At 45.8% G+C, this 19,652-nt stretch carries 16 protein-coding genes; 7 read left to right on the plus strand and 9 right to left on the minus strand.

What is annotated here, in order from left to right; translation table 11 throughout:
- Positions 1-152: 152 nt before the first annotated feature.
- The gene (locus tag ABXS78_RS15045; RefSeq protein WP_366247881.1) at positions 153-986 is read left to right on the plus strand and encodes an ABC transporter ATP-binding protein; all 834 of its coding nucleotides are present in this window, start codon (positions 153-155) and stop codon (positions 984-986) included.
- Positions 987-1,018: 32 nt separating this feature from the next.
- On the opposite strand, the gene ABXS78_RS15050 is transcribed toward ABXS78_RS15045, so the two are convergent.
- A complete protein-coding gene (locus ABXS78_RS15050; RefSeq protein WP_366247882.1) occupies positions 1,019-1,351 on the minus strand; it encodes a helix-turn-helix transcriptional regulator in 333 nt (110 codons plus the stop codon).
- 161 nt (positions 1,352-1,512) lie between these two features.
- Here ABXS78_RS15050 and ABXS78_RS15055 point away from each other — a divergent pair, with 161 nt between their 5' ends.
- From ABXS78_RS15055 to nhaC, 3 genes are all read left to right on the plus strand, one after another.
- On the plus strand, positions 1,513-2,508 hold the full coding sequence (locus ABXS78_RS15055) for an asparaginase (RefSeq protein WP_366247883.1): 996 nt from the start codon (positions 1,513-1,515) through the stop codon (positions 2,506-2,508).
- A gap of 25 nt (positions 2,509-2,533) precedes the next feature.
- Positions 2,534-3,961 carry an aspartate ammonia-lyase gene (gene aspA, locus ABXS78_RS15060; RefSeq protein WP_366247884.1) on the plus strand — a complete coding sequence of 476 codons (1,428 nt, stop codon included), beginning with the start codon at positions 2,534-2,536 and terminating at the stop codon, positions 3,959-3,961.
- Positions 3,962-4,070: 109 nt separating this feature from the next.
- The gene (nhaC, locus tag ABXS78_RS15065; protein ID WP_366247885.1) at positions 4,071-5,468 is read left to right on the plus strand and encodes a Na+/H+ antiporter NhaC; all 1,398 of its coding nucleotides are present in this window, start codon (positions 4,071-4,073) and stop codon (positions 5,466-5,468) included.
- Between the two features lie 42 nt (positions 5,469-5,510).
- Here the strand turns inward: nhaC and ABXS78_RS15070 are convergent, their stop codons facing one another.
- The 5 genes from ABXS78_RS15070 to ABXS78_RS15090 form a co-directional block, all read right to left on the minus strand.
- Entirely contained in the window at positions 5,511-9,062 is a 3,552-nt protein-coding gene (locus ABXS78_RS15070; protein WP_366247887.1) for a 5'-nucleotidase C-terminal domain-containing protein, read from the minus strand.
- A 180-nt stretch (positions 9,063-9,242) separates the two neighbouring features.
- Positions 9,243-10,643, minus strand: coding sequence for an amidase (locus tag ABXS78_RS15075; RefSeq protein WP_366247888.1), 1,401 nt, complete (start codon positions 10,641-10,643; stop codon positions 9,243-9,245).
- Between the two features lie 62 nt (positions 10,644-10,705).
- The gene (locus ABXS78_RS15080; RefSeq protein WP_366247889.1) at positions 10,706-12,031 is read right to left on the minus strand and encodes a Na+/H+ antiporter family protein; all 1,326 of its coding nucleotides are present in this window, start codon (positions 12,029-12,031) and stop codon (positions 10,706-10,708) included.
- Positions 12,032-12,171: 140 nt separating this feature from the next.
- On the minus strand, positions 12,172-13,974 hold the full coding sequence (gene ade / locus ABXS78_RS15085; RefSeq protein WP_366247890.1) for an adenine deaminase: 1,803 nt from the start codon (positions 13,972-13,974) through the stop codon (positions 12,172-12,174).
- A gap of 180 nt (positions 13,975-14,154) precedes the next feature.
- Positions 14,155-15,120, minus strand: coding sequence for a ring-cleaving dioxygenase (locus tag ABXS78_RS15090; RefSeq protein WP_366249952.1), 966 nt, complete (start codon positions 15,118-15,120; stop codon positions 14,155-14,157).
- Positions 15,121-15,240: 120 nt separating this feature from the next.
- Between ABXS78_RS15090 and ABXS78_RS15095 the strand changes: the two genes are divergently transcribed.
- The gene (locus ABXS78_RS15095) at positions 15,241-15,789 is read left to right on the plus strand and encodes a histidine phosphatase family protein (RefSeq protein ID WP_366247891.1); all 549 of its coding nucleotides are present in this window, start codon (positions 15,241-15,243) and stop codon (positions 15,787-15,789) included.
- Between the two features lie 6 nt (positions 15,790-15,795).
- Here ABXS78_RS15095 and ABXS78_RS15100 read toward each other — a convergent pair whose 3' ends face one another.
- Both ABXS78_RS15100 and ABXS78_RS15105 read right to left on the minus strand, forming a co-directional pair.
- Complete coding sequence (locus tag ABXS78_RS15100) at positions 15,796-16,305, minus strand: GNAT family N-acetyltransferase (RefSeq protein WP_366247892.1); 510 nt, start codon at positions 16,303-16,305, stop codon at positions 15,796-15,798.
- Between the two features lie 19 nt (positions 16,306-16,324).
- Positions 16,325-17,077: a 2OG-Fe dioxygenase family protein gene (locus tag ABXS78_RS15105; RefSeq protein ID WP_366247893.1), complete on the minus strand. Its 753-nt coding sequence runs from the start codon at positions 17,075-17,077 to the stop codon at positions 16,325-16,327.
- Positions 17,078-17,184: 107 nt separating this feature from the next.
- Here ABXS78_RS15105 and ABXS78_RS15110 point away from each other — a divergent pair, with 107 nt between their 5' ends.
- Positions 17,185-17,691 carry a hypothetical protein gene (locus ABXS78_RS15110; protein WP_366247894.1) on the plus strand — a complete coding sequence of 169 codons (507 nt, stop codon included), beginning with the start codon at positions 17,185-17,187 and terminating at the stop codon, positions 17,689-17,691.
- Between the two features lie 54 nt (positions 17,692-17,745).
- The gene (locus ABXS78_RS15115) at positions 17,746-18,975 is read left to right on the plus strand and encodes an aminopeptidase (RefSeq protein ID WP_366247895.1); all 1,230 of its coding nucleotides are present in this window, start codon (positions 17,746-17,748) and stop codon (positions 18,973-18,975) included.
- Between the two features lie 38 nt (positions 18,976-19,013).
- Here ABXS78_RS15115 and ABXS78_RS15120 read toward each other — a convergent pair whose 3' ends face one another.
- Positions 19,014-19,604, minus strand: coding sequence for an NUDIX domain-containing protein (locus ABXS78_RS15120; RefSeq protein WP_366247896.1), 591 nt, complete (start codon positions 19,602-19,604; stop codon positions 19,014-19,016).
- Positions 19,605-19,652 lie beyond the last annotated feature (48 nt).

A 19,652-nucleotide genomic window follows, 5' to 3' on the forward strand; every position in this document is an offset into this window, starting at 1 on the left:
CATACACTGTCAATGTGCGAGTAATTTGGAAAAAATCTTACTTTTTTATGAAACTTTTCGGATAACGCTTGAACAGACACCAATTTTGTGACAATATAAATGATAACGAATCTCATTCTCAAAGCAACGAGAAGAGGAAAGGGGTACCAGTAATGGGACGTTTACAGACGGAATTACTCGAAGTAGCCTATGGAGATAAATCAATCGTAAAAGATTTGACTATAGAAATACCTAAAGGAAAGATTACAGCTCTTGTCGGAGCGAATGGTTCTGGCAAATCCACTATACTTAAAACGATGGCGCGTGTCATGAAGCCGAAGAACGGCACGGTACTATTGGATGGGAAAAGCATTCATAAACAGTCAACGAAAGCGGTTGCGAAGCAGCTTGCCATCCTGCCCCAGAATCCAGTTGCACCAGAAGGTTTGACAGTAGCTGAACTTGTTGCATACGGGCGCTACCCTCATCAAAAAGGATTCGGAACCCTAACTCCTTATGATAAGGAAGTAATCAATTGGGCAATAGAAGTGACTGCGATGGAGGATTTCGCACAGCGTGCAGTCGATCAGCTTTCTGGCGGACAGCGTCAGCGCGCATGGATTGCGATGGCATTGGCACAAGAAACGGAGACGCTCTTCCTTGATGAACCGACAACATTCCTGGATATGGCGCATCAGCTGGAAGTGCTTATGCTGCTGCATAAACTGAATCGTGAAGAAAATCGCACAATTGTCATGGTTGTACATGATCTCAATCATGCGACACGTTATGCAGATCATATGATTGCTATCAAAAAGGGACAGGTCATTTGTGAAGGTTCACCCGCTGAAACCGTCACTGCAGAAAACCTGCGGGAAGTATTCAATATCGAAGCTGATGTGATCATCGACCCGCGTTCAGGAGTGCCTCTCTGCTTGCCATATAATATTCTCGGAAGTACCGCTCCTGTTGAGCCAGAACGTATGATGGAGAAAACTTTAGCATAAATAAAACGCGTTGCAGCTTTCTGCAACGCGTTTTATAATGCCTGCTCTTCTTCGATTTGTCTTGTTGCTCGGATAAACGCTATTGCTCCGCCTATCTCCTTTTCAGTCAGCTTCCTTTGATCGACTGACAGCTCTGTATCCCCCCGCTCTGTCAGCTCCAGGCTTCTATCAAAATGACGTCCCAGCAAATCGTCACAGCTTGTTCCAAATAAGTCTGCCAGCATAATCAGTGCCTCAAATGACGGACGCCGATATCCGGATTCGTAGCCTGCATATGTGCTCTTGGCAATACCAAGACGGTCTGCTGTATCTTGCAGTGACCAATTTTTCTTTTTCCTTAATTCAGATAACCGATCCAGATTCATCCTACTTCCCCCGCTCATTTTTCCTTCCTATTATTATAGCATCGTTTCGTACGCGATACGAATAATATAATCTTGATTAACCCTAATACCTTCTCTATAATTAGGGTTAAAGTACGCAATTAGCGAATAACATTTTGAGATAGATAGAAGAGGTGCAGGGAATGAAGAAGCTATTATTACTTACCACCGGCGGCACCATTGCATCAGTCGAAGGATCAAATGGCCTGTCACCGGCTGTAGATGCGAATGAATTATTAAGCTATGTTTCCAATATGGATAATGATTATACAATGGAAACAATCTCGCTCATGAATCTGGACAGCACAAACATGCAGCCGGAAGATTGGGTGACGATGGCGGATGCAGTCAAAAATCATTATGATGCTTACGATGGCTTTGTCATCACGCATGGAACCGATACGATGGCTTATACGGCAGCAGCTCTGTCCTATATGCTGCAAAACGCAAACAAACCGATTGTGATCACTGGCTCGCAAATCCCGATTACGTTCCAGAAAACAGATGCGAAAAAGAATATTAAGGATGCCATCCGCTTTGCTTGTGAAGAAGTTGGCGGTGTCTATGTTGTATTTGATGGCCGTGTTATACAAGGAACACGGGCAATAAAGCTGCGGACGAAAAGCTATGATGCATTTGAAAGCATCAATTACCCGTACATCGCCTTCATCCATGAAGATGAGGTCGAATACAATAAAAAAATTCAAAGCGAAAAAGTCCCGTTTACCGTTGATACTTCCCTCTGTACTGATGTACTCTTATTAAGGTTGTACCCGGGCTTGAAGCCCGAGATATTAGATGCTTTAGGAAGCATGTATAAAGGAATTGTAATCGAGAGCTATGGCAGCGGCGGTATTCCATTCGAAGGACGCGACCTTCTCCTAAAGATAAACGAATTGGTGGAAAGAGGCATTATAGTCGTCATCACTACACAATGCCTTGAAGAAGGCGAAGACATGAGTATCTACGAAGTCGGGCGGCGCATCAACCAGGAGTTGGTGATTCGTTCAAGCAATATGAACACAGAGGCAATCGTACCGAAACTCATGTGGGCACTAGGCCAATCCACTGATCCTAAAGAAGTGAAACGCATGATGGAAACACCGATCGCTGAAGATATTACTATATGGCCCTCTTAAATAAGTGAAAAGGAAGGTTCAGTTCATGGCAGACTTACAAGAGAACTACCGGATTGAGAAAGACTTTCTGGGAGAAAAACAAATTATAAAGGATGCCTATTACGGCATTCAAACGCTGCGCGCGTCAGAGAATTTCCCTATAACGGGTTACCGCATCCATGAAGAAATGATCAAAGCACTTGGTATCGTGAAAAAGTCAGCTGCTCTTGCCAATATGGATGTAAAACGCTTGTATGAAGGACTCGGCAATGCAATTGTTCAAGCATCAGATGAAATCATTAACGGCCTATGGCATGATCAATTTATCGTAGATCCAATCCAAGGCGGTGCTGGCACCTCTATTAATATGAATGCTAATGAAGTTATCACGAACCGCGCCCTGGAGATCCTCGGTCATGAAAAAGGTGATTATCAGCATTTAAGCCCTAATACACATGTAAATATGTCTCAATCGACGAATGATGTATTTCCGACAGCCATCCATATTTCGACATTGAATATGCTTGAGAAATTACTCGATACGATGGAATATATGCAGCAGGAATTCAAGAAGAAAGCGAAACAGTTCGATTCTGTCATCAAAATGGGGCGTACGCATCTTCAGGATGCAGTGCCGATTCGTTTAGGACAGGAGTTCGAAGCTTACAGCCGTGTGCTGGAAAGAGATATCAAACGAATCAAGCAGTCCCGTCAGCATCTGTACGAGGTCAATATGGGAGCAACAGCCGTCGGTACAGGTTTGAATGCAAACCCTAAATATATCGAACATGTTGTCGAACATTTGGCTGCCAACAGCGGCCTGCCGCTTGTAACTGCTGAAAATCTTGTCGATGCAACACAGAATACGGATGCCTATACCGAGGTTTCCGCTTCTCTGAAGGTTTGTATGATGAACATGTCCAAGATTGCCAATGACCTACGCTTGATGGCTTCTGGCCCGAGAGCAGGACTGAACGAAATCAACTTACCGGCACGTCAGCCAGGATCATCCATCATGCCTGGGAAAGTGAATCCAGTCATGGCTGAGATGATCAACCAAATCGCATTCCAAGTAATCGGCAATGATAACACGATTTGCTTGGCATCCGAAGCTGGACAGCTGGAATTGAATGTCATGGAACCTGTGCTTGTGTTCAACCTACTGCAGTCCATCAGCATCATGAATAACGGCTTCCGCTCCTTCACTGATAACTGTTTGATCGGCATTGAGGCAAATGAAGCTTTATTGAAGGAATACGTAGATAAAAGTGTTGGCTTGCTAACGGCAGTCAATCCGCATTTGGGCTATGAAGTTGCAGCACGGATTGCACGTGAAGCGATACTTACTGGTAAATCTATCCGTGAACTTTGCCTCCAATATGATGTCTTAACTGAAGAAGAGCTTGATATTATCTTAAATCCTTACGAAATGACAAAACCGGGTATTGCAGGCGAGGAGCTTTTTGATAGATAATAGAAAAATGTGCGTGCGACCTATTTCTTTTAAAAAATAGGTCACAGGGCGCATGTTTATCCGTTTCTATTTGTAAGCGGGTTCATTATTATTTTTAGGAGGACTGGTTTTGAAAGAAGCAAGATTACCAACAATTACTGAGATAATCATCATACTAGGAATCTTTCTAGCACTTGTATTATCATTCACAGTCTATCTTGACCTGCCGATTCAGCTGGCAATTTTCATATCATGGTTTGTTGTCATCGTACTTGGCATACGACTTGGTCACCGGTATCAGGACTTGCAGAAATCGATTATGGGCGGTATATCGAACGGATTGGAAGCAATCCTGATTCTTGTTGCCGTTGGAGCATTGATTGGTACATGGATCGCCGGTGGTGTCGTACCGACATTAATATACTATGGTCTAGAATTCATTCACCCTAGTATCTTCCTGCTTGCAACCTTGATCATCTGTTCCATCATGTCCGTTGCTACAGGAACGTCCTGGGGAACAGCTGGTACAGCTGGTATCGCGATGATGGCGATTGGCGAAGGACTAGGTATGCCGCTGCCGCTAGTAGCTGGAGCTGTCTTATCGGGTTCCTATTTTGGAGACAAGCTGTCCCCGTTATCAGATAGTACGGTGCTTGCATCCTCTCTATCTGACGTAGACGTGCTCGAGCATGTGCGGGCTATGCTTTTCCTTTCTGTTCCAGCATTCGTTATCACCGCCATTTTGTTTACCGGTGCCGGATTTATCTACGGTGGAGATGATATTGACCAAGCAAGGGTCGATTCGTTGAAAACAGCCTTGATGGATAACTTCGATATCGGCATCATCATGCTGATTCCAGCTATAATCGTGCTTGTTTTGCTGGCTATGAAAAAGCCATCCATGCCAGTCATAGCTATAGGTGCGCTGTTTGGTGCCATTTGGGCAGCTGTGTTCCAGGGAATGAATTTTGCAGAAGCACTAGGCACTGCTTATAGCGGTTTCTCCATTGATACAGGTGTTTCATTCATTGATGGCATACTAAACCGCGGCGGTGTGTTGGGTATGCTCGATACCTTGATGGTAATCATCTTCGGTCTAGGTTTCGGCGGACTGCTAGAGAAGCTAGGTGTCCTGCAAGTCATCGTTTCTACTTTCGAAAGGAAACTGGTATCGGCAGGCAATACGACCGTCGCGACCCTCATTGTCGCATTTCTTGGTAATGTTCTAGGCTGTGCGATGTACGTTTCCTTGATATTGACTCCTAAAATGATGATGAAGACGTACGACAAGCTTCAGCTGGACCGTCGTGTTCTTTCTCGTAATACCGAGGTCGGTGGTACGCTCACTTCCGGTATGGTTCCTTGGTCAGATAATGGTATCTACATGGCTGGTATTCTAGGCGTTTCCACTTTCGCTTATCTGCCTTTCATGTGGCTGAGCTTTGTGGCAATCGGACTCGCTGTCATCTACGGTTACACTGGAAAATTCATCTGGTACAACAAAGAAAAAACAGTAGCTGAAAAGTAAAAAAAGACCTTCAAGCACATATTGCTTGAAGGTCTTTTTGTATTACCAGCGCCAAAACAGGTTCTTCACCCAATTCCACACAGTACCGATAATATTTTTGACTATGTCCACAATCGGATGATTTGGTTTTTCGTCTTCATCAGGCTGATCAGGTTCGGTCGGTGGTTCTTCCGGGTCCACTGGCGGCTCCTCGGGTTCTGTAGGAGGATCAGTCGGTGTATTTCCGCTCACTTCGGAAATGCGTCCCTCTGCTGTATAGCTTATCGGCCTCATTTCGAAGCTGCGTACATATTCCACAGTAGCCTCCAGGTCCTCTGGTCCCATTATAGGGTTGCGTCCCAGCTCGCTTATCGGACGATACTTATCTCCTAATGATGTACCCATGAAGTTATTCACTGTCAGTGTATATACTTCATCTTCGTCAATAGGCGAACCATCAGGAAGCTTAATGTCCACAACCTGATTTGTTTCTCCATCCCACGTATACGCAAAGCCGCTTATACTGTAATCCGGACCGTAGGAAGTGATCTGGGCATTCAATATAGGCGCCAAATCAGCTCCATCGATTTCAAATGTCATGAGTGTATTATTGAAAGGCTGGATATTGAAAAGCTCACCCCAAGTAATATCACCTTCCAATAAATCATCCCTGATTCCTCCGCCGTTCATCATAGCGAAATCACTATTCATTGCATGATTCATGCCATCAGCAAGCAAATTGCCAAGTGCATTATCACCTATTTCCCCTTTTACAGCATAACCGCCAGTCATCGTATTAGCTGCGACACCTACAACTTCGTTCATGATTGGCGCCACTTCTTCTGCGTATTTAGACAGTATAGCTCCGACTGTCGAATCAGGTGTGTAGTCCGCTTGATCTGCCCAGACAATTTCAGCTTGCTTGGATACGATATCGCCAGTTTCACGGTCGATTTCCAGGTCCACATCAGAGAAAGCTTTGCCGTATTCAGATGCTTGTACTATAAGTTTATTGTCTACAGTAGCGTTGACGACAGCATGGTTATGCGCTGCAAAGATAATATCAACTTCGTCATCTACCGCATTTGCCATGTCAGCTGCGTCACCTGTAGCACTATCTCCGCTCTGCTCCGCTGGCATATGAGACAGAACTACAATAGCCTTCACGCCTTGCTCCTTCAGTTCTGCTGTTGCTTTGTTGACTGCTTCTACCTCATCTGTAATGGTAATGTCTTGAATTCCTTCCGGCATGACCATACCAAGGGATGCTGTCGTATTTACTCCGATAAAGCCTATTTTTTCTCCGTCCACTTCCTGAATGCTGTATGGAGGAAGAATTGTCTCACCACTGTCTTTGTAGACACAGTTCGCACAAAGTGTGGCAAAGTTCGTACCATCATAGCCAGGAGTCCCATTCGGGTGCTCCCCGCCTTCCACGATACGCAGCAGCTCTTTTGTTCCTTCGTCCAATTCATGGTTGCCAATTGTACCGACATCGAAGCCCATCGCTTCCATAATCTCGATTGTCGGCTCATCCTGAAGCAGAGCTGATACAGGTGAGCTGCCGCCGATCATATCTCCGGCATGTACTAACAAACTATTTGGATTCTCTGCTTCCCGCTGTTTGATAGCTGCAGCAGTATAATCCATACGACCGAATGTACCATCCATCGTACCATCTTCGTTTGTATCAAGTTCGTATTGCTGATCAATCTTACCGTGAAGATCATTCATACCAAGCAGCTGCACCGCCAAGTTATCTTCATTAGCTGGAGGCTCTGTACCACCATCTGCAGTATAGCCTTCTGCAATTGCATCCTCTTCTGTCCAGAAGAAGATACGCTTATCAACCGGAATAGATTCCCATTCAGTTGGAACTACATATTCCTTTGTATCCGAGTTTCCAACATATTTATCCAGACCGCCGCCATCATAGCGGGCCCGGAATTCAAATGGCAGTTCCTCCAGCGGCGATTCAGGATTCCAGATACCTTTTTCCTGTTCTTTTGCATCCGCAACAGCTTGCTGGAAGATGTCATATTCGTCTGTATCCCCGATTGGTGAGATGAAATAAGTGACTGCCAGTCCTTCTTTCACCAATTCCAGATTCATATTTTCGCCTTCATCAGTGATGACCTGTGCCAGCAAACGGCCATAGTTATCTGTCGGCTCTTCACCCACTTTAAGGGTAATTTCTTCGCCTGCAGAAAGCTTTGTCTTCAAATAATCAGACGAAGCTTTTCCATGATCCAGCTGGTTCTGATCCAATTCATTTTTTACAGAGTGGAATGTCTCTGGCGTATCCGCATTTACAAAACGCACACGATCCGAGCCTAAAACAGGGTCTTGAAGACGGATTGTGTCTCCGTCTGTGACAGATTCTACAATTGCTTTGTACGTACCTTCCGTATGAGGTGCTTCTGGCTGTTCTGCCGCAACCTGCATATCCTCCTGCTTACGAGGAAGAATTTGATAGCTGTCGTATTGGCTCAGGATAGCGGTAACGTCATACCACTTACCTTCTTCGATAGTCGAAATATCCAACGCGGATTCCATGATACGCAATGTAACAGATTCATAGTTTTCATTGATAAACTGCACATTGTAGCCACCGCCAGCTGGGCTTTCCGGAATATCCTTGATGTAACCTGTCACCTGGACAAGCTTTCCTTCAGCCGGTTCAGCTGATGTTTCATCCTGAAGCTGACTGATTTTCATTTCTTCAGCTAAAGGTATCTCATTACCGACAGAAACGATTGTGACGCCATCTTCTGCTGGTTCTATTTCAGTTAGTCCTTTATAACTCGTAATTTTCCCAGTAACGCGGATAAGGTCGCCTTCCTTGATATCCGGAAAGACAGCTGTATCAGTATGATAGATATTGATACCTGCTGTATCGTCTTGAAGGAATGTGGATAACTTCCCACCGCCGATACTAGCATTATCTGCTGTAGCAATTCCTTCCACTGTTACCGTTTCACCAGTCTTGCCCTTCACATCGGCTATCGGCTGGACTGTACCTACCTCTGGCTCTTCTTCAGGATTCTCACCAGGCTGCTCTTGCCCGTGAGAGCCGATGGTGTTAAACGTATCCTTTTCCGTTACCTCCCACTGCTCTGAAACGAAGACTGTGCTGCCTTCGGTCACTTCAGTGGATCGGATGAGGCCTATATCCTTGGCTGTGTCCTGATCATTCCCGATTTCTCCAACCACATCCAGAACAGCACCATCCTGCTGGAGAGCAACTGCATCATTTCCATTGAAGTTAATGACGCTCCCGTTTGTCTGATCCGCCGCTGCAAGCAATTCTTCGCCAGCACGCGGGTTGGCAATCACATATGTAGCACCAGATTCCAATGTACCCGATAATGTCAGGGAAGCAGTCGCTTCCGCATTGCCATTGAAATATCCTGCCAGCTCGAATTGACTTAGATCAATCGGCTCGCTTGTCGGATTATAAAGCTCAATCGCTTTATTATAAGAGCTTCCTTCTACGTATTCCGATAGAATTGGTGCCGCAGCACGTTCTGCAGCTTGTACAGAAGAGAAGCTCGGCAAAATCCCGGAACAAATAAGTGTGACTATTGCAAAAACAGATATGATTCTTTTGCCCATCTACTTGATTCCCCCAAAATATTAGTAAGTTCGGCAAATACTGGCGAACTCCGTCATTTACCATACTAGCGGGAATGCCGTTTTCCTGATATAGGAGGATAGTTTTGATTCTGGTTAATTTTCTGTAAAGCAACCGGGGTATTTTGGGCAAAAAGGAAAAAAGCAGCCGAAGCTGCTTTTCTAACGTAGTGGATAGGCGTCCATATAAGCTTTGGCTGCATGAAGCACACGGGCATCCTGAAATCGGTTGGCAGCTAGCTGCATGCCGATCGGCAAGCGCCCTTGTGATAGACCTGCTGGCAGGGAAGCTGCCGGAAGACCAGTCACATTGTAAGCATGTGTCATCATCCAGTCTGCATCTTCCTTTACTTGCTGCCCATCAATGACAGACGGACCTAACAAATGATAGTCGAATGCTGGAACTGCCAGTGTCGGCGACAGCACCAAGTCGTAATCCTGGAGTACCGTCTGAAGCCTGTTCCAAACTGTCGAGCGATTTCTTTCGTATGCACGATAATCCGAGGCCATCAATGGCTTGCCTTTTTCGATCATATCGCGATAGGAATCTGACACCCATTCTGGATTGGTTTCAAGCAATTTGGCACTGCCTGCTGCTGAAGACGCATACCACATACTTGTAAAGAATCCATTGAATTCATGTCTATCCATGTCAAAATTAAGATCTACTGTCTCAATAGACATTCCGAGCGACCGCCAATTATCAAATGTTGCTTCGACAACTTTCTTCACTTCTGGATCCACAGCATACATGCCGAAGTCCGGTGTATAGGCGATACGCAAACCTTGAGCTTGTTCCTCCAAATAGGAAGAGCCGATATGACTATCCAGAAGCGGCAGACTGAAAGGATCTGTTGTGGACGGACCCTGAACTGCCTCAAGGAAAAGCGCACTGTCATCTGGATGATTGGAGAGCGGTCCATGATTGACGAACGGAGAACTTGATCCAAATACATTACCTAGATTGTTATCCATCGGAATACGGCCATATGTCGGCTTAAAGCCAAATACACCGCAAAGGCTGGCCGGAATTCGAATGGAGCCTCCTCCATCGCTTCCCTCTGCCAGCGGCACCATTCCTGCTGCAACAGCTGCAGCGGCCCCGCCGCTTGATCCGCCTGCTGTCTTGGTATGATCCCAAGGATTCACAGTCGCACCGAAAACCATATTATCCGTCGTACCTTTATGACCAAATTCAGGCGTGTTCGTCTTGCCCATGATCAGAGCACCCGCTTGGCGCAGACGCTTGACGATCGTAGCGTCCCGATCAGCAATATGATTCCTATAAGCCGGTGAACCAAACGTGGTACGCATACCTTTTACCGGAGTAAGATCTTTGATCCCGACTGGAATACCATGCAAGAGCCCTGTCTCTTCGCCGCGCATCACTGCCGCTTCTGCCTCTTTCGCCTCCGCAAGCAGCTCATCATTCATGGTAACGAACGCATTAATCTCGCCGTTTTTACGCTCTGTCTGATCCAAATAATAAGAAGCAACCTCAACTGGTGAGATTTCCTTATCTTTGATAGCCGTCACTAATTCGCGTACTGTTTTGCCTTCCACTGTCATCGCCCCTTTTTATCCTCTACACGTATCATAACGCTAGCATGTCCAGCGTTCAACCATCAGAGGATCATTGCAGCAACCCAGCCGAAGACGATGACAGGCAGGTTGTAGTGGAGGAACGTCGGGACGACTGTATCCCACATATGGTCATGCTGTCCATCCGCATTCAGACCCGACGTTGGTCCGAGCGTACTGTCAGAGGCAGGTGAACCAGCGTCACCAAGGGCACCTGCTGTACCAACAAGTGCAATGATCGCCATCGGACTGAAGCCTAGTTCGATTGCCAAAGGTACAAAGATCGTTGCGATGACTGGCACTGTTGAGAATGAAGACCCAATTCCCATAGTTACAAGCAAGCCAACAACTAGCATCATCAATGCACCAAGAGCCTGGCTGCCATGAATTGCTTTTGCTGCAGTTTCGACCAGCGATTCAACATCTCCAGTAGCACCAATTACGCTGGAGAAACCGGAAGCGGAGATCATTACGAATCCAATAAAAGCCATCAGGCGCATGCCGTTGGTCAAGATTGTATCCGCTTCTTTCCATTTGAGTGTTCTTGTAACATAGAGCACGATAATACCGGCCAAAGCACCGAATACCATGGAGTCAGTCCAAATCTGAACGGCTAGTGCTGCAACAATGGATAAAATGGAAAAGATTAAGGTAGAACGTTTCAGATTCACATTCTCTTCTTTCACTTCATCTGGGACTGGCAGTTCGACAGTTTGATACTGTCTTGGTTTTCGATAAGAAAATAGTGCAATAATCAGACCTGCCACCATTCCCAAGGATGGAATAAGCATTGCAGTCGGGATTTGATCCGGATTCACTTCCATACCACTGGCTGTCATATTCGTTGCTACGATTTCATGAAAAATCTGACCATAGCCTGCTGGCAGAAGCATGTATGGCGTTACCAAACCAAATGTCAAAATGGTAGCCGTCAAGCGGCGGTCAATTTGCAATTCATTCATGATCTTCAAAAGCGGCGGAATCAATAATGGGATAAAAGCGATATGCACCGGTATGACATTTTGTGAAAAGCAAGCCATGATCAAGATCAAGATAAGAATAAGTGCACGTGTACGCTTCTTAGCGTAAGCTGTGTCTTTCTTTCCACTAATGGAAATGATGCCTCTCACCATCGCCTCCGGAAGACCTGTGCTAGCAATTGCCACAGCAAATCCACCGAGCATTGCATAGCTTAAGGCGACATTTGCGCCTCCTCCTACACCATCTGTGAACGCACTAAGCGTTCCATCTATTCCAAGCCCTCCGACTAATCCGCCGATAAGAGATCCTAATATCAAAGAAAAAACGACATTGATTCGCAGTAAACTGAGGACCAGCACTGCGATAACTGCTAAAACAACTGCGTTCACTTCAAATTCCTCCATCACTTTATTATGGTAAAGTATTAAAGTACAATAACAGATAATCCAACTTTTTGTCAATGAATTTAGGATAAATCGGAATATTCACACCATAAGAAAAACCAGCATTTCTGCTGGTTTCCCTCTATTTAATCAGATATAACCACATCAATCAGCTCGAATGTGGTGACATCTGCAAGACCTCGGTTTGTTACGCGAATTTCTGGAATAACCGCCAAAGCAATCAAGGAGAATGTCATAATCGGATCCGTTATGCTGCACCCGAGGTTTTCCCAGGCTTTCACCAGACTACTTACTTGTTCAACGACTGTTTCCAATGGCTGATCGGACATCAGTCCGGCAATCGGCATCGGTAATTCTGCTAAAACTTCGCCATCCCGTACAGCAACAAGCCCGCCGCCGATTTCTGCCAGTCGGTTTGCAGCGATGGCCATATCCTCTCGATTTACGCCCATGACAAGCAGATTATGACTATCATGTGCCACCGTCGAAGCTACTGCTCCATGCTGGAACTGGAAGCCGTGGACAAATACATTGGATATTTGGCCGGTTCCTTTATGCCGCTCGATACATGCTAAATGGATGATGTCCTGTTCCTTATCGATCTGTACAGCCCCATCCTGCACCTGTAAGATGGCTGTCATCTTCTCTGTTCGCGCACTTCCTTCAATTGCTCTGACGACATTTACTTTTACGTCACCGTCTGAGCGATCTGTATGGTGAAGAAAATCGTCGGCTTTCATTTCACGCGCTAGATGAACGGAGCTTCGCACAGCATCCGGATATGTGTATGTAGGGAATGCTTGCTGCAGCTCACCATTTTCAAATTGGATGCTTCCATCCGCAATAACAGTAGCTGCTTCCATCTGCTGCAAATCCTCTATTAGAAGCAAATCCGCAAATTTACCAGCACTGATGCTGCCAATATCATTTTCCATATGGAAATATCGAGCCGAGTTGATCGTAGCCAGCTGGATTGCTGTCACAGGATCAAGCCCTTCCTCAATCGCTCGGCGGACAACGTGGTTCATATGTCCTTTTGTAATCAATGTTTCCGGATAAACGTCATCCGTCACCAGCGAAATATTGCGTGTGTCGACATTATACTCCGTGATTACCTTGATTACTTCCTTCACGTCACGCCAAGCTGAACCTTCGCGAATCTGCACGTGCAACCCTGCACGAAGCTTAGCCAATGCATCTTCTTTGGCAATTGTTTCATGATCGGATGTAACACCTGCTGCAATATATGCTTGCAGCGCATACGGATCCTCTGAAGGGAAATGGCCGGTAACTGTCTTCCCTGCTTTGATTGTCTCCGCTATTTCGCCATGCATTTTGCTATCTCCATAAACGACACCAGGGAAGTTCATTACTTCTCCCAGTCCTTGGACATTCTCCCACGTAAGTCCTTCCTGTATATCTGCTACAGAGAGGCTTGCTCCTGCATCTTCCAAATCATCTGTTGCCGGTACACATGACGGGAACGTCGTATACACTTTCAATGGCAGCTGCTGCCCTTCCTCGTGCATGTAACGAACACCTTCAATACCGAACACGTTCGCAATTTCATGAGGGTCCATGAATACAGTAGTTGTACCTTTTGCAAGTGCTGCCTTGGAAAATTCCGTCACGGAAAGCATCGTACTTTCCACATGCATATGACCGTCGATCAGCCCTGGTACTAGGTATTGTCCATTTGCTTCTATCACTTTTGTGTCAGGTCCTTCATGCTCTTTCAATGCTTTTCCGACCAGTGCTATCCGGTCGCCTGATACGACAACATCGGTATGCTCCAGCAGTTCTCCTGTGAATACGTTGACTAGCACACCATCTCGGATAATCAAATCAGCGGGACGCTTTCCTAATGCAACCTCACCTAATCGTTTTGCTGCTTCATATAATTTCGTTCTTTTTCCCACTGTGTTCAACTCCTATTATCCTTATACGTTATGCCCATAAACGTGTAAAAAATTCCCGGCACCGTGGAACTCAAGCTCGGGAAACGCTCTTTCTTATACGCATTTATTTCTATTTATAGAATCATACTTCCGCTGCTTGCGTCAACCCCGACATACGAAAAAACCGCCCTGTCAGGCGGTTTCCAGCTGTTATTTCTTTCTCGTATCAAGCGGTGTCAGCCTAGCTTCAATACTCTCCCGCTCACCTTCGAGAAACGGCGGCAGCGCCAGTGTCTCACCTAAAGCATTCGGATCTTCATCCGTTGCAAATCCAGGTCCGTCTGTGGCAAGCTCAAACAAAATACCATTCGGCTCCCGGAAATAAAGAGATTGGAAATAATAACGGTCCACCAGTCCTGAATTCGGCAAGTGAGCAGCATATAGGATTTTCTTCGCGCGCTCCAATTCGTCCCTGTCTTTCACCCGGAAAGCTACATGGTGCACACTTCCGCGGCCAGGACGCTCCCGCTGTAATTCAGGTACAACTTCTACCATTATTTCAGCGCCTGTGCCGCCTTGGCCAACCTCATATATATGCAAATTCGTTCCATCAGCAAGCTGTGCCTCTGTTTTCTTACGGAACCCCATTAGTTCTACTAAGACACGTTCTGTCGGTGCAAGCTCCGGCACAGTCAGCTTTACCGGCCCAAGACCAACGATAGCAAACTCCGCCGGTACATCGGCATCTTCCCAAGGAACTCCTGCAGGGACACCTTCGTTCTGTTCATCCGAAACAAGCATGAGCCGCTGCTTTTCCGGATCCTCGAAGAAGAGAACTCTTCGTCCTTGCAGTTCCACTTCTTGTGACTGAATATTATATCCTTCTAAACGATCAGCCCAATAACGAATTGCTTCATCTGATGCGACACGCAAGGATGTAAGGGAAATACTGTTATTCCCCGTATACGTCCGGCCAGCACGATGAATTTCGAAAAAAGTTAGATCTGTTCCCGGACTGCCAAGCTTGTCAGCATAGAAAAGGTGATACATCGACGTATCATCCTGGTTGACTGTCTTTTTGACAAGGCGCATTCCCATCACTTTTGTATAAAAATCATAGTTATTCGCTGCGTTTGCTGTTATGGCTGAAACGTGGTGAATACCGTGAAGTTCCATCATCTGCTTCGCCCCCTAAACGTACAATGTATTAGTTACTTACAAAATGTAACCTACTTCAAATAAAAATGCAAATGCTCCCTCTCTTTATTGATAGAATTAAAGTGAAGGAGGACAATTATGCTGACAACTCTTTATGTTGTGCGTCATGCGCATACTATTTATACACCCGATGAACGGAACCGGACATTATCCGAGAAAGGATATCGTGATGCGAGGATAGTTCAGAAGCTTTTAGCAGCCGAACAAGTAGACACCTATATCTCCAGCCCCTATCGACGTGCTTGGGAAACGATTGTGCGTAATGCTTCCGCTGCTGTGCTGGATGAAAGACTGCGAGAGCGGCAAGTAGCCACTGCACCGGTTGAAGACTTCCAAGGAGCTATGGACCGTTTATGGTCACAGGAAGAATATCTGTTTCCGGGCGGTGAATCGAATAGGAGTGCTAGAGCAAGAGGCGTGAATGCCTTTCAGGATATACTCGCTGCTTATCCTGGTAAACGGGTCGCCATCGGAACGCACGGTAATCTGATGGTGCTGACAATGGGGCATTACGACACCCGGTTCGATTATGAATTCTGGAAACAGCTGAAGATGCCTGCTATCTGGAAGCTAACCTTCGATGACCACCAATACATACAGGCTGAGCCTTTATCTATACAAAAATAGCGGACATCATCTGTCCGCTATTTTCCATCCGTATGCAATTTCAGGGTAAGAGACCCCTTCAATCTGAAGCTTGTCTTCAGCGATTTTCACTCCGCCTAAGCTTTCATAGAAATGCCTGGCATCATTTCCGACGAGCATCCATGCCACCACGCCTGTTAACCCGTCGGTGGCAAGCCGATTTTCCAAAGATCGCATAAGCATCTTTCCGATCCCACGATTCTTATTGGCAGGATCAAGATAAACTGCGTATACCTCGCCATCGTAATCTGGATGTATATTATCCCGGCATCTGCCTCCGCTGATAAAGCCGACAACCGTCTCACCTTCTTCTGCAACAAGCAGTAAGGATCCGGACCCCAGCACCCTTTCAAACCGAGCTGCTCTTTCTTCCGGTCGAATGGCAGTTAGATAATCAGCAGGCAATATATCCTGATAGGCAAATTGCCAGCCAAGCATACTAATTTCTCCGATCCTATTACAGTCAGCTTTTCTTGCTTCACGTATGGTAACTGTCATCCTGATCCCCCTTTTTAGATTAAGCTAATACAGTCGGCTGAAAATCAATCAATAAGACAGCTCGTACACCTGGGCGATCTGCTTCCCCTTTTTGGATTGGGCTGACATAGTGACTAACCGCCTCATCATGTACTCCGTAGGATTCCAACGGCTTATGGATTTCAAAGCTTTCGTGGAATTGACTGGAGTCCGCGTCTTTAGGCAGCTTTCCGGCACAAGCAGGAGTCGCAATGATATTAAGCCCTCCAACGACATTATCCCGCTTGATAAGATGGGCAAATGTGAATGGTTCGCCATCCTGATGAATCAGATTCGGCGAAGATACGCCCTCTTGTCCCTCTTCTGCCACTTCCAGCTTCACAAAGTGAATGCCCGCATGAACCGGTAAAATCAAATCCTCTTTACGCCAGAAAGTTTCGTGATAATCATGCATGATGATTTTCTGTAGTAATTTGTTTTCCAGGATATGATCCGGTAGGGACGGGAATTCACGGTAAGAATCCACATACTCCGGATTGAAGCGTCCCTGGAAATACTGCGCCATGCTTCCGTTTTCCCGTTCGATACCCGGCAGCCATTCCAATCGGTCATCCTTGTCGAAGATGATCGCCCGTGAATAGCGACGGTAACGATTTAAATCAAGCGCATAGCTATCTGCGGGCAATGTATCGAAAACAGCCTGTATTTCAGCTAAATCCTGTTCCATCCCCTCATATGCCAGATCCTTTTGTAAATCATATATGCTGTATCCTTGTTTCTCTAATGCATTCATGCTTAAACCTCCACAAAACTATAATCTTTCTCTATCATAATACATGCAGAGATAAAGGAACATGCTTTCGTTTGCGATTTTGTGACATTTGAAAAGGAGTGGACCATTTGAGAGAATCAAAAGCAGAATTTGAAAAGCTATTCCAGACAGCTTCCAACCTCCAAAAGCTGCTGCAGGCTGGTGACGTACTGTACAGTTCGATTGGTCCTTCCACCTTCTTCTTCAGCCACGCTGGTATAGTCGGCAGTGACGGGCGGATTTTCCATGCACACCCATCAGGCGGTATCACCGAATCATTGACAGTGTATCTGTCCCGTCACCGCTACGGCGGAACAATCACGCTGCTCCGGCCAAAAATAGATCCGTCTGGTGCAGCGGATTGGGCAGAACGTTCCATCAGCTTGATGAAAGGATACCGTTTCAGCCGCACCTTGGCAGACCCTGCTTGGAATTATTGCACCAAGTTCGTTTGGCAGGCATTTTGGAGCGGCGCCAGCACCGATTTGACCAGTGCTCGAAAACAGCTGCCCAAACGCTGGATCTTTCCGCACCATATCAAGCACTCCTCCCTTTTTGAGCCGATTGCAAAATTCTCTCTTGAGTATCGGCTCTAGTCATAATTTTCTGGTAAAATGATGAAGATAGTATAATTAAAGGGGGATCTTGACATGCAATTTGAACAGAAATTAGAGAAATATGCCGAGTTGCTGCTGCATATCGGCTTGAAAGTTAAGCAAGGACAGGACTTGATGATTGTAGCTGATCTAGCTGCTGCACCTTTTACAAAGGTCGTAGCTGAGAAAGCATACGAAGCCGGCATGCGGGACGTAATTGTCGATTATCAGGATGATAATATTACAAAAGCAAAAGTGAAGCATGCAAAAGAAGAAGATTTGGATTACTTCACCCCATTCCGAGGCCGTGTGTATGAAGAACTAGCAGCAGCGGACACAGCTTTCCTGGAGCTCAAGACACCGAATCCATCTCTTTTTGACGGAATTGATCCAGCAAGGGTTGCACGCTATACAAAAGCAGTGGGTGCTGCCAGACAAGGGTATCAAGCTTACAAAACAAATGGTCGTATTAATTGGCTGATCGCTTCGGTACCAACTGTCGAATGGGCAGAGTCTGTCTTTCCCGAATCACAAGGGCAGCAAGCTATCGATAAGCTATGGGATGCTATCTTCTTCACAACTCGCTCCGATCAGGAAAATACAGTCGAGCTGTGGGAACAGCATGTTGCAGCCATGAAGAAGAATGCTGACCACTTAAATGCACGCGACTATCGCAAGCTCCATTATACGGGGCCAGGTACTGATTTAACGATTGAACTGCATCCTGATTCCTTCTGGACTTGCGCAGAATTCATGAAAGAAGATGGCTCTACATATATCCCGAATCTTCCTACAGAAGAAGTATTTACTATTCCAGTTAAAAATGGAGTAAACGGAACAGTTAGCAGTACAAAGCCATTGAATTATGCTGGTACGTTGCTGGAGAACTTCTCCCTTACCTTCGAAAATGGAAAAGTAGTAGATTTCAAAGCAGAAAAAGGCTATGAAACATTGAAGAACTTGCTGGAAACGGACGAAGGCGCACAATTTCTTGGAGAGGTTGCACTTGTACCGCATCAATCACCGATTTCCCAGTCGGGAATCGTCTTCAATAATACCTTATTCGATGAGAATGCTTCGTGTCATTTGGCTCTCGGACAAGCGATTGGCATGTGCGTGAAGGATGCCCGCGAGAAATCTAAAGGAGAACTAGAGGCAATCGGCTTCAACTACAGTCTCACACATGTTGATTTCATGGTTGGCTCTGGGGAATTATCTATTACTGGCGAAACACCAGATGGCACCGTGGAACAAATCTTCGAAAAGGGAAACTGGGCTTTTTAAGAATATAGAAAAGGAGCAGCATTACGCTGCTCCTTTTGCTATGTACGGCAGATCATGAGTACTTCTCGGTAATAGCCAAGCTGATGAGGACAAAGTTCTTCATGCGCAACCTCGATTCGCTGACGTGGAGCTCCTGCAACAATTTCCGCTTCTACGCTTGCTGCTTTTCCTTCGACGAGCTTCTCCAAATCATTAACCCGCATCCGTACGATTTGTACCACTTCTTCATTCAGAAGAATATCCGGGAGTTCCTCCAAATAGTAAAAGAATTGGTGACAGAACTCTCGATCGACCAGGTTTTTAGCAAATAACTCTTCTTGAATGATTCCTTTATAAAAAAGATCGCTCTCCTGGAGCGTAACACCCAATTCTTCCTGCACCTCACGTAAACCTCCGACCACAGGCGTTTCGCCGCTTTCCAGATGACCAGCTGCGGTAATGTCGTATTTCCCGGGAAATTCACTTTTATTGAAAGAACGCTGCTGTAGATAAATGTATAGTTCTGTACCATCATGTTCCACGAACCAGCAGTGAAAAGTCTCATGCCAGTCTCCATCACGATGGACTTCCTCTCTTTCTTTCACCCCAAGCTCCCGATGCTGCTCATCGAAAATCGTCAATAGCTCCATGTTTTGCCCCCATACTTATTCCTTTTTTTCTAATGTAAGCGATATCGC

It is taken from the genome of Terribacillus aidingensis (genome assembly GCF_040703035.1).
GTDB lineage: Bacteria > Bacillota > Bacilli > Bacillales > Amphibacillaceae > Terribacillus.

Excerpts from the sequence above, each read along its gene's own strand:
- ABXS78_RS15095 (WP_366247891.1), top strand. The coding sequence starts at position 15,241 with ATGCTGACAACTCTTTATGTTGTGCGTCATGCGCATACTATTTATACA.
- ABXS78_RS15120 (WP_366247896.1), bottom strand. The coding sequence starts at position 19,604 with ATGGAGCTATTGACGATTTTCGATGAGCAGCATCGGGAGCTTGGGGTG.
- ABXS78_RS15045 (WP_366247881.1), top strand. The coding sequence starts at position 153 with ATGGGACGTTTACAGACGGAATTACTCGAAGTAGCCTATGGAGATAAA.
- ABXS78_RS15050 (WP_366247882.1), bottom strand. The coding sequence starts at position 1,351 with ATGAATCTGGATCGGTTATCTGAATTAAGGAAAAAGAAAAATTGGTCA.
- ABXS78_RS15055 (WP_366247883.1), top strand. The coding sequence starts at position 1,513 with ATGAAGAAGCTATTATTACTTACCACCGGCGGCACCATTGCATCAGTC.
- aspA (WP_366247884.1), top strand. The coding sequence starts at position 2,534 with ATGGCAGACTTACAAGAGAACTACCGGATTGAGAAAGACTTTCTGGGA.
- ABXS78_RS15115 (WP_366247895.1), top strand. The coding sequence starts at position 17,746 with ATGCAATTTGAACAGAAATTAGAGAAATATGCCGAGTTGCTGCTGCAT.
- ABXS78_RS15090 (WP_366249952.1), bottom strand. The coding sequence starts at position 15,120 with ATGGAACTTCACGGTATTCACCACGTTTCAGCCATAACAGCAAACGCA.
- ABXS78_RS15100 (WP_366247892.1), bottom strand. The coding sequence starts at position 16,305 with ATGACAGTTACCATACGTGAAGCAAGAAAAGCTGACTGTAATAGGATC.
- ABXS78_RS15105 (WP_366247893.1), bottom strand. The coding sequence starts at position 17,077 with ATGAATGCATTAGAGAAACAAGGATACAGCATATATGATTTACAAAAG.
- ABXS78_RS15070 (WP_366247887.1), bottom strand. The coding sequence starts at position 9,062 with ATGGGCAAAAGAATCATATCTGTTTTTGCAATAGTCACACTTATTTGT.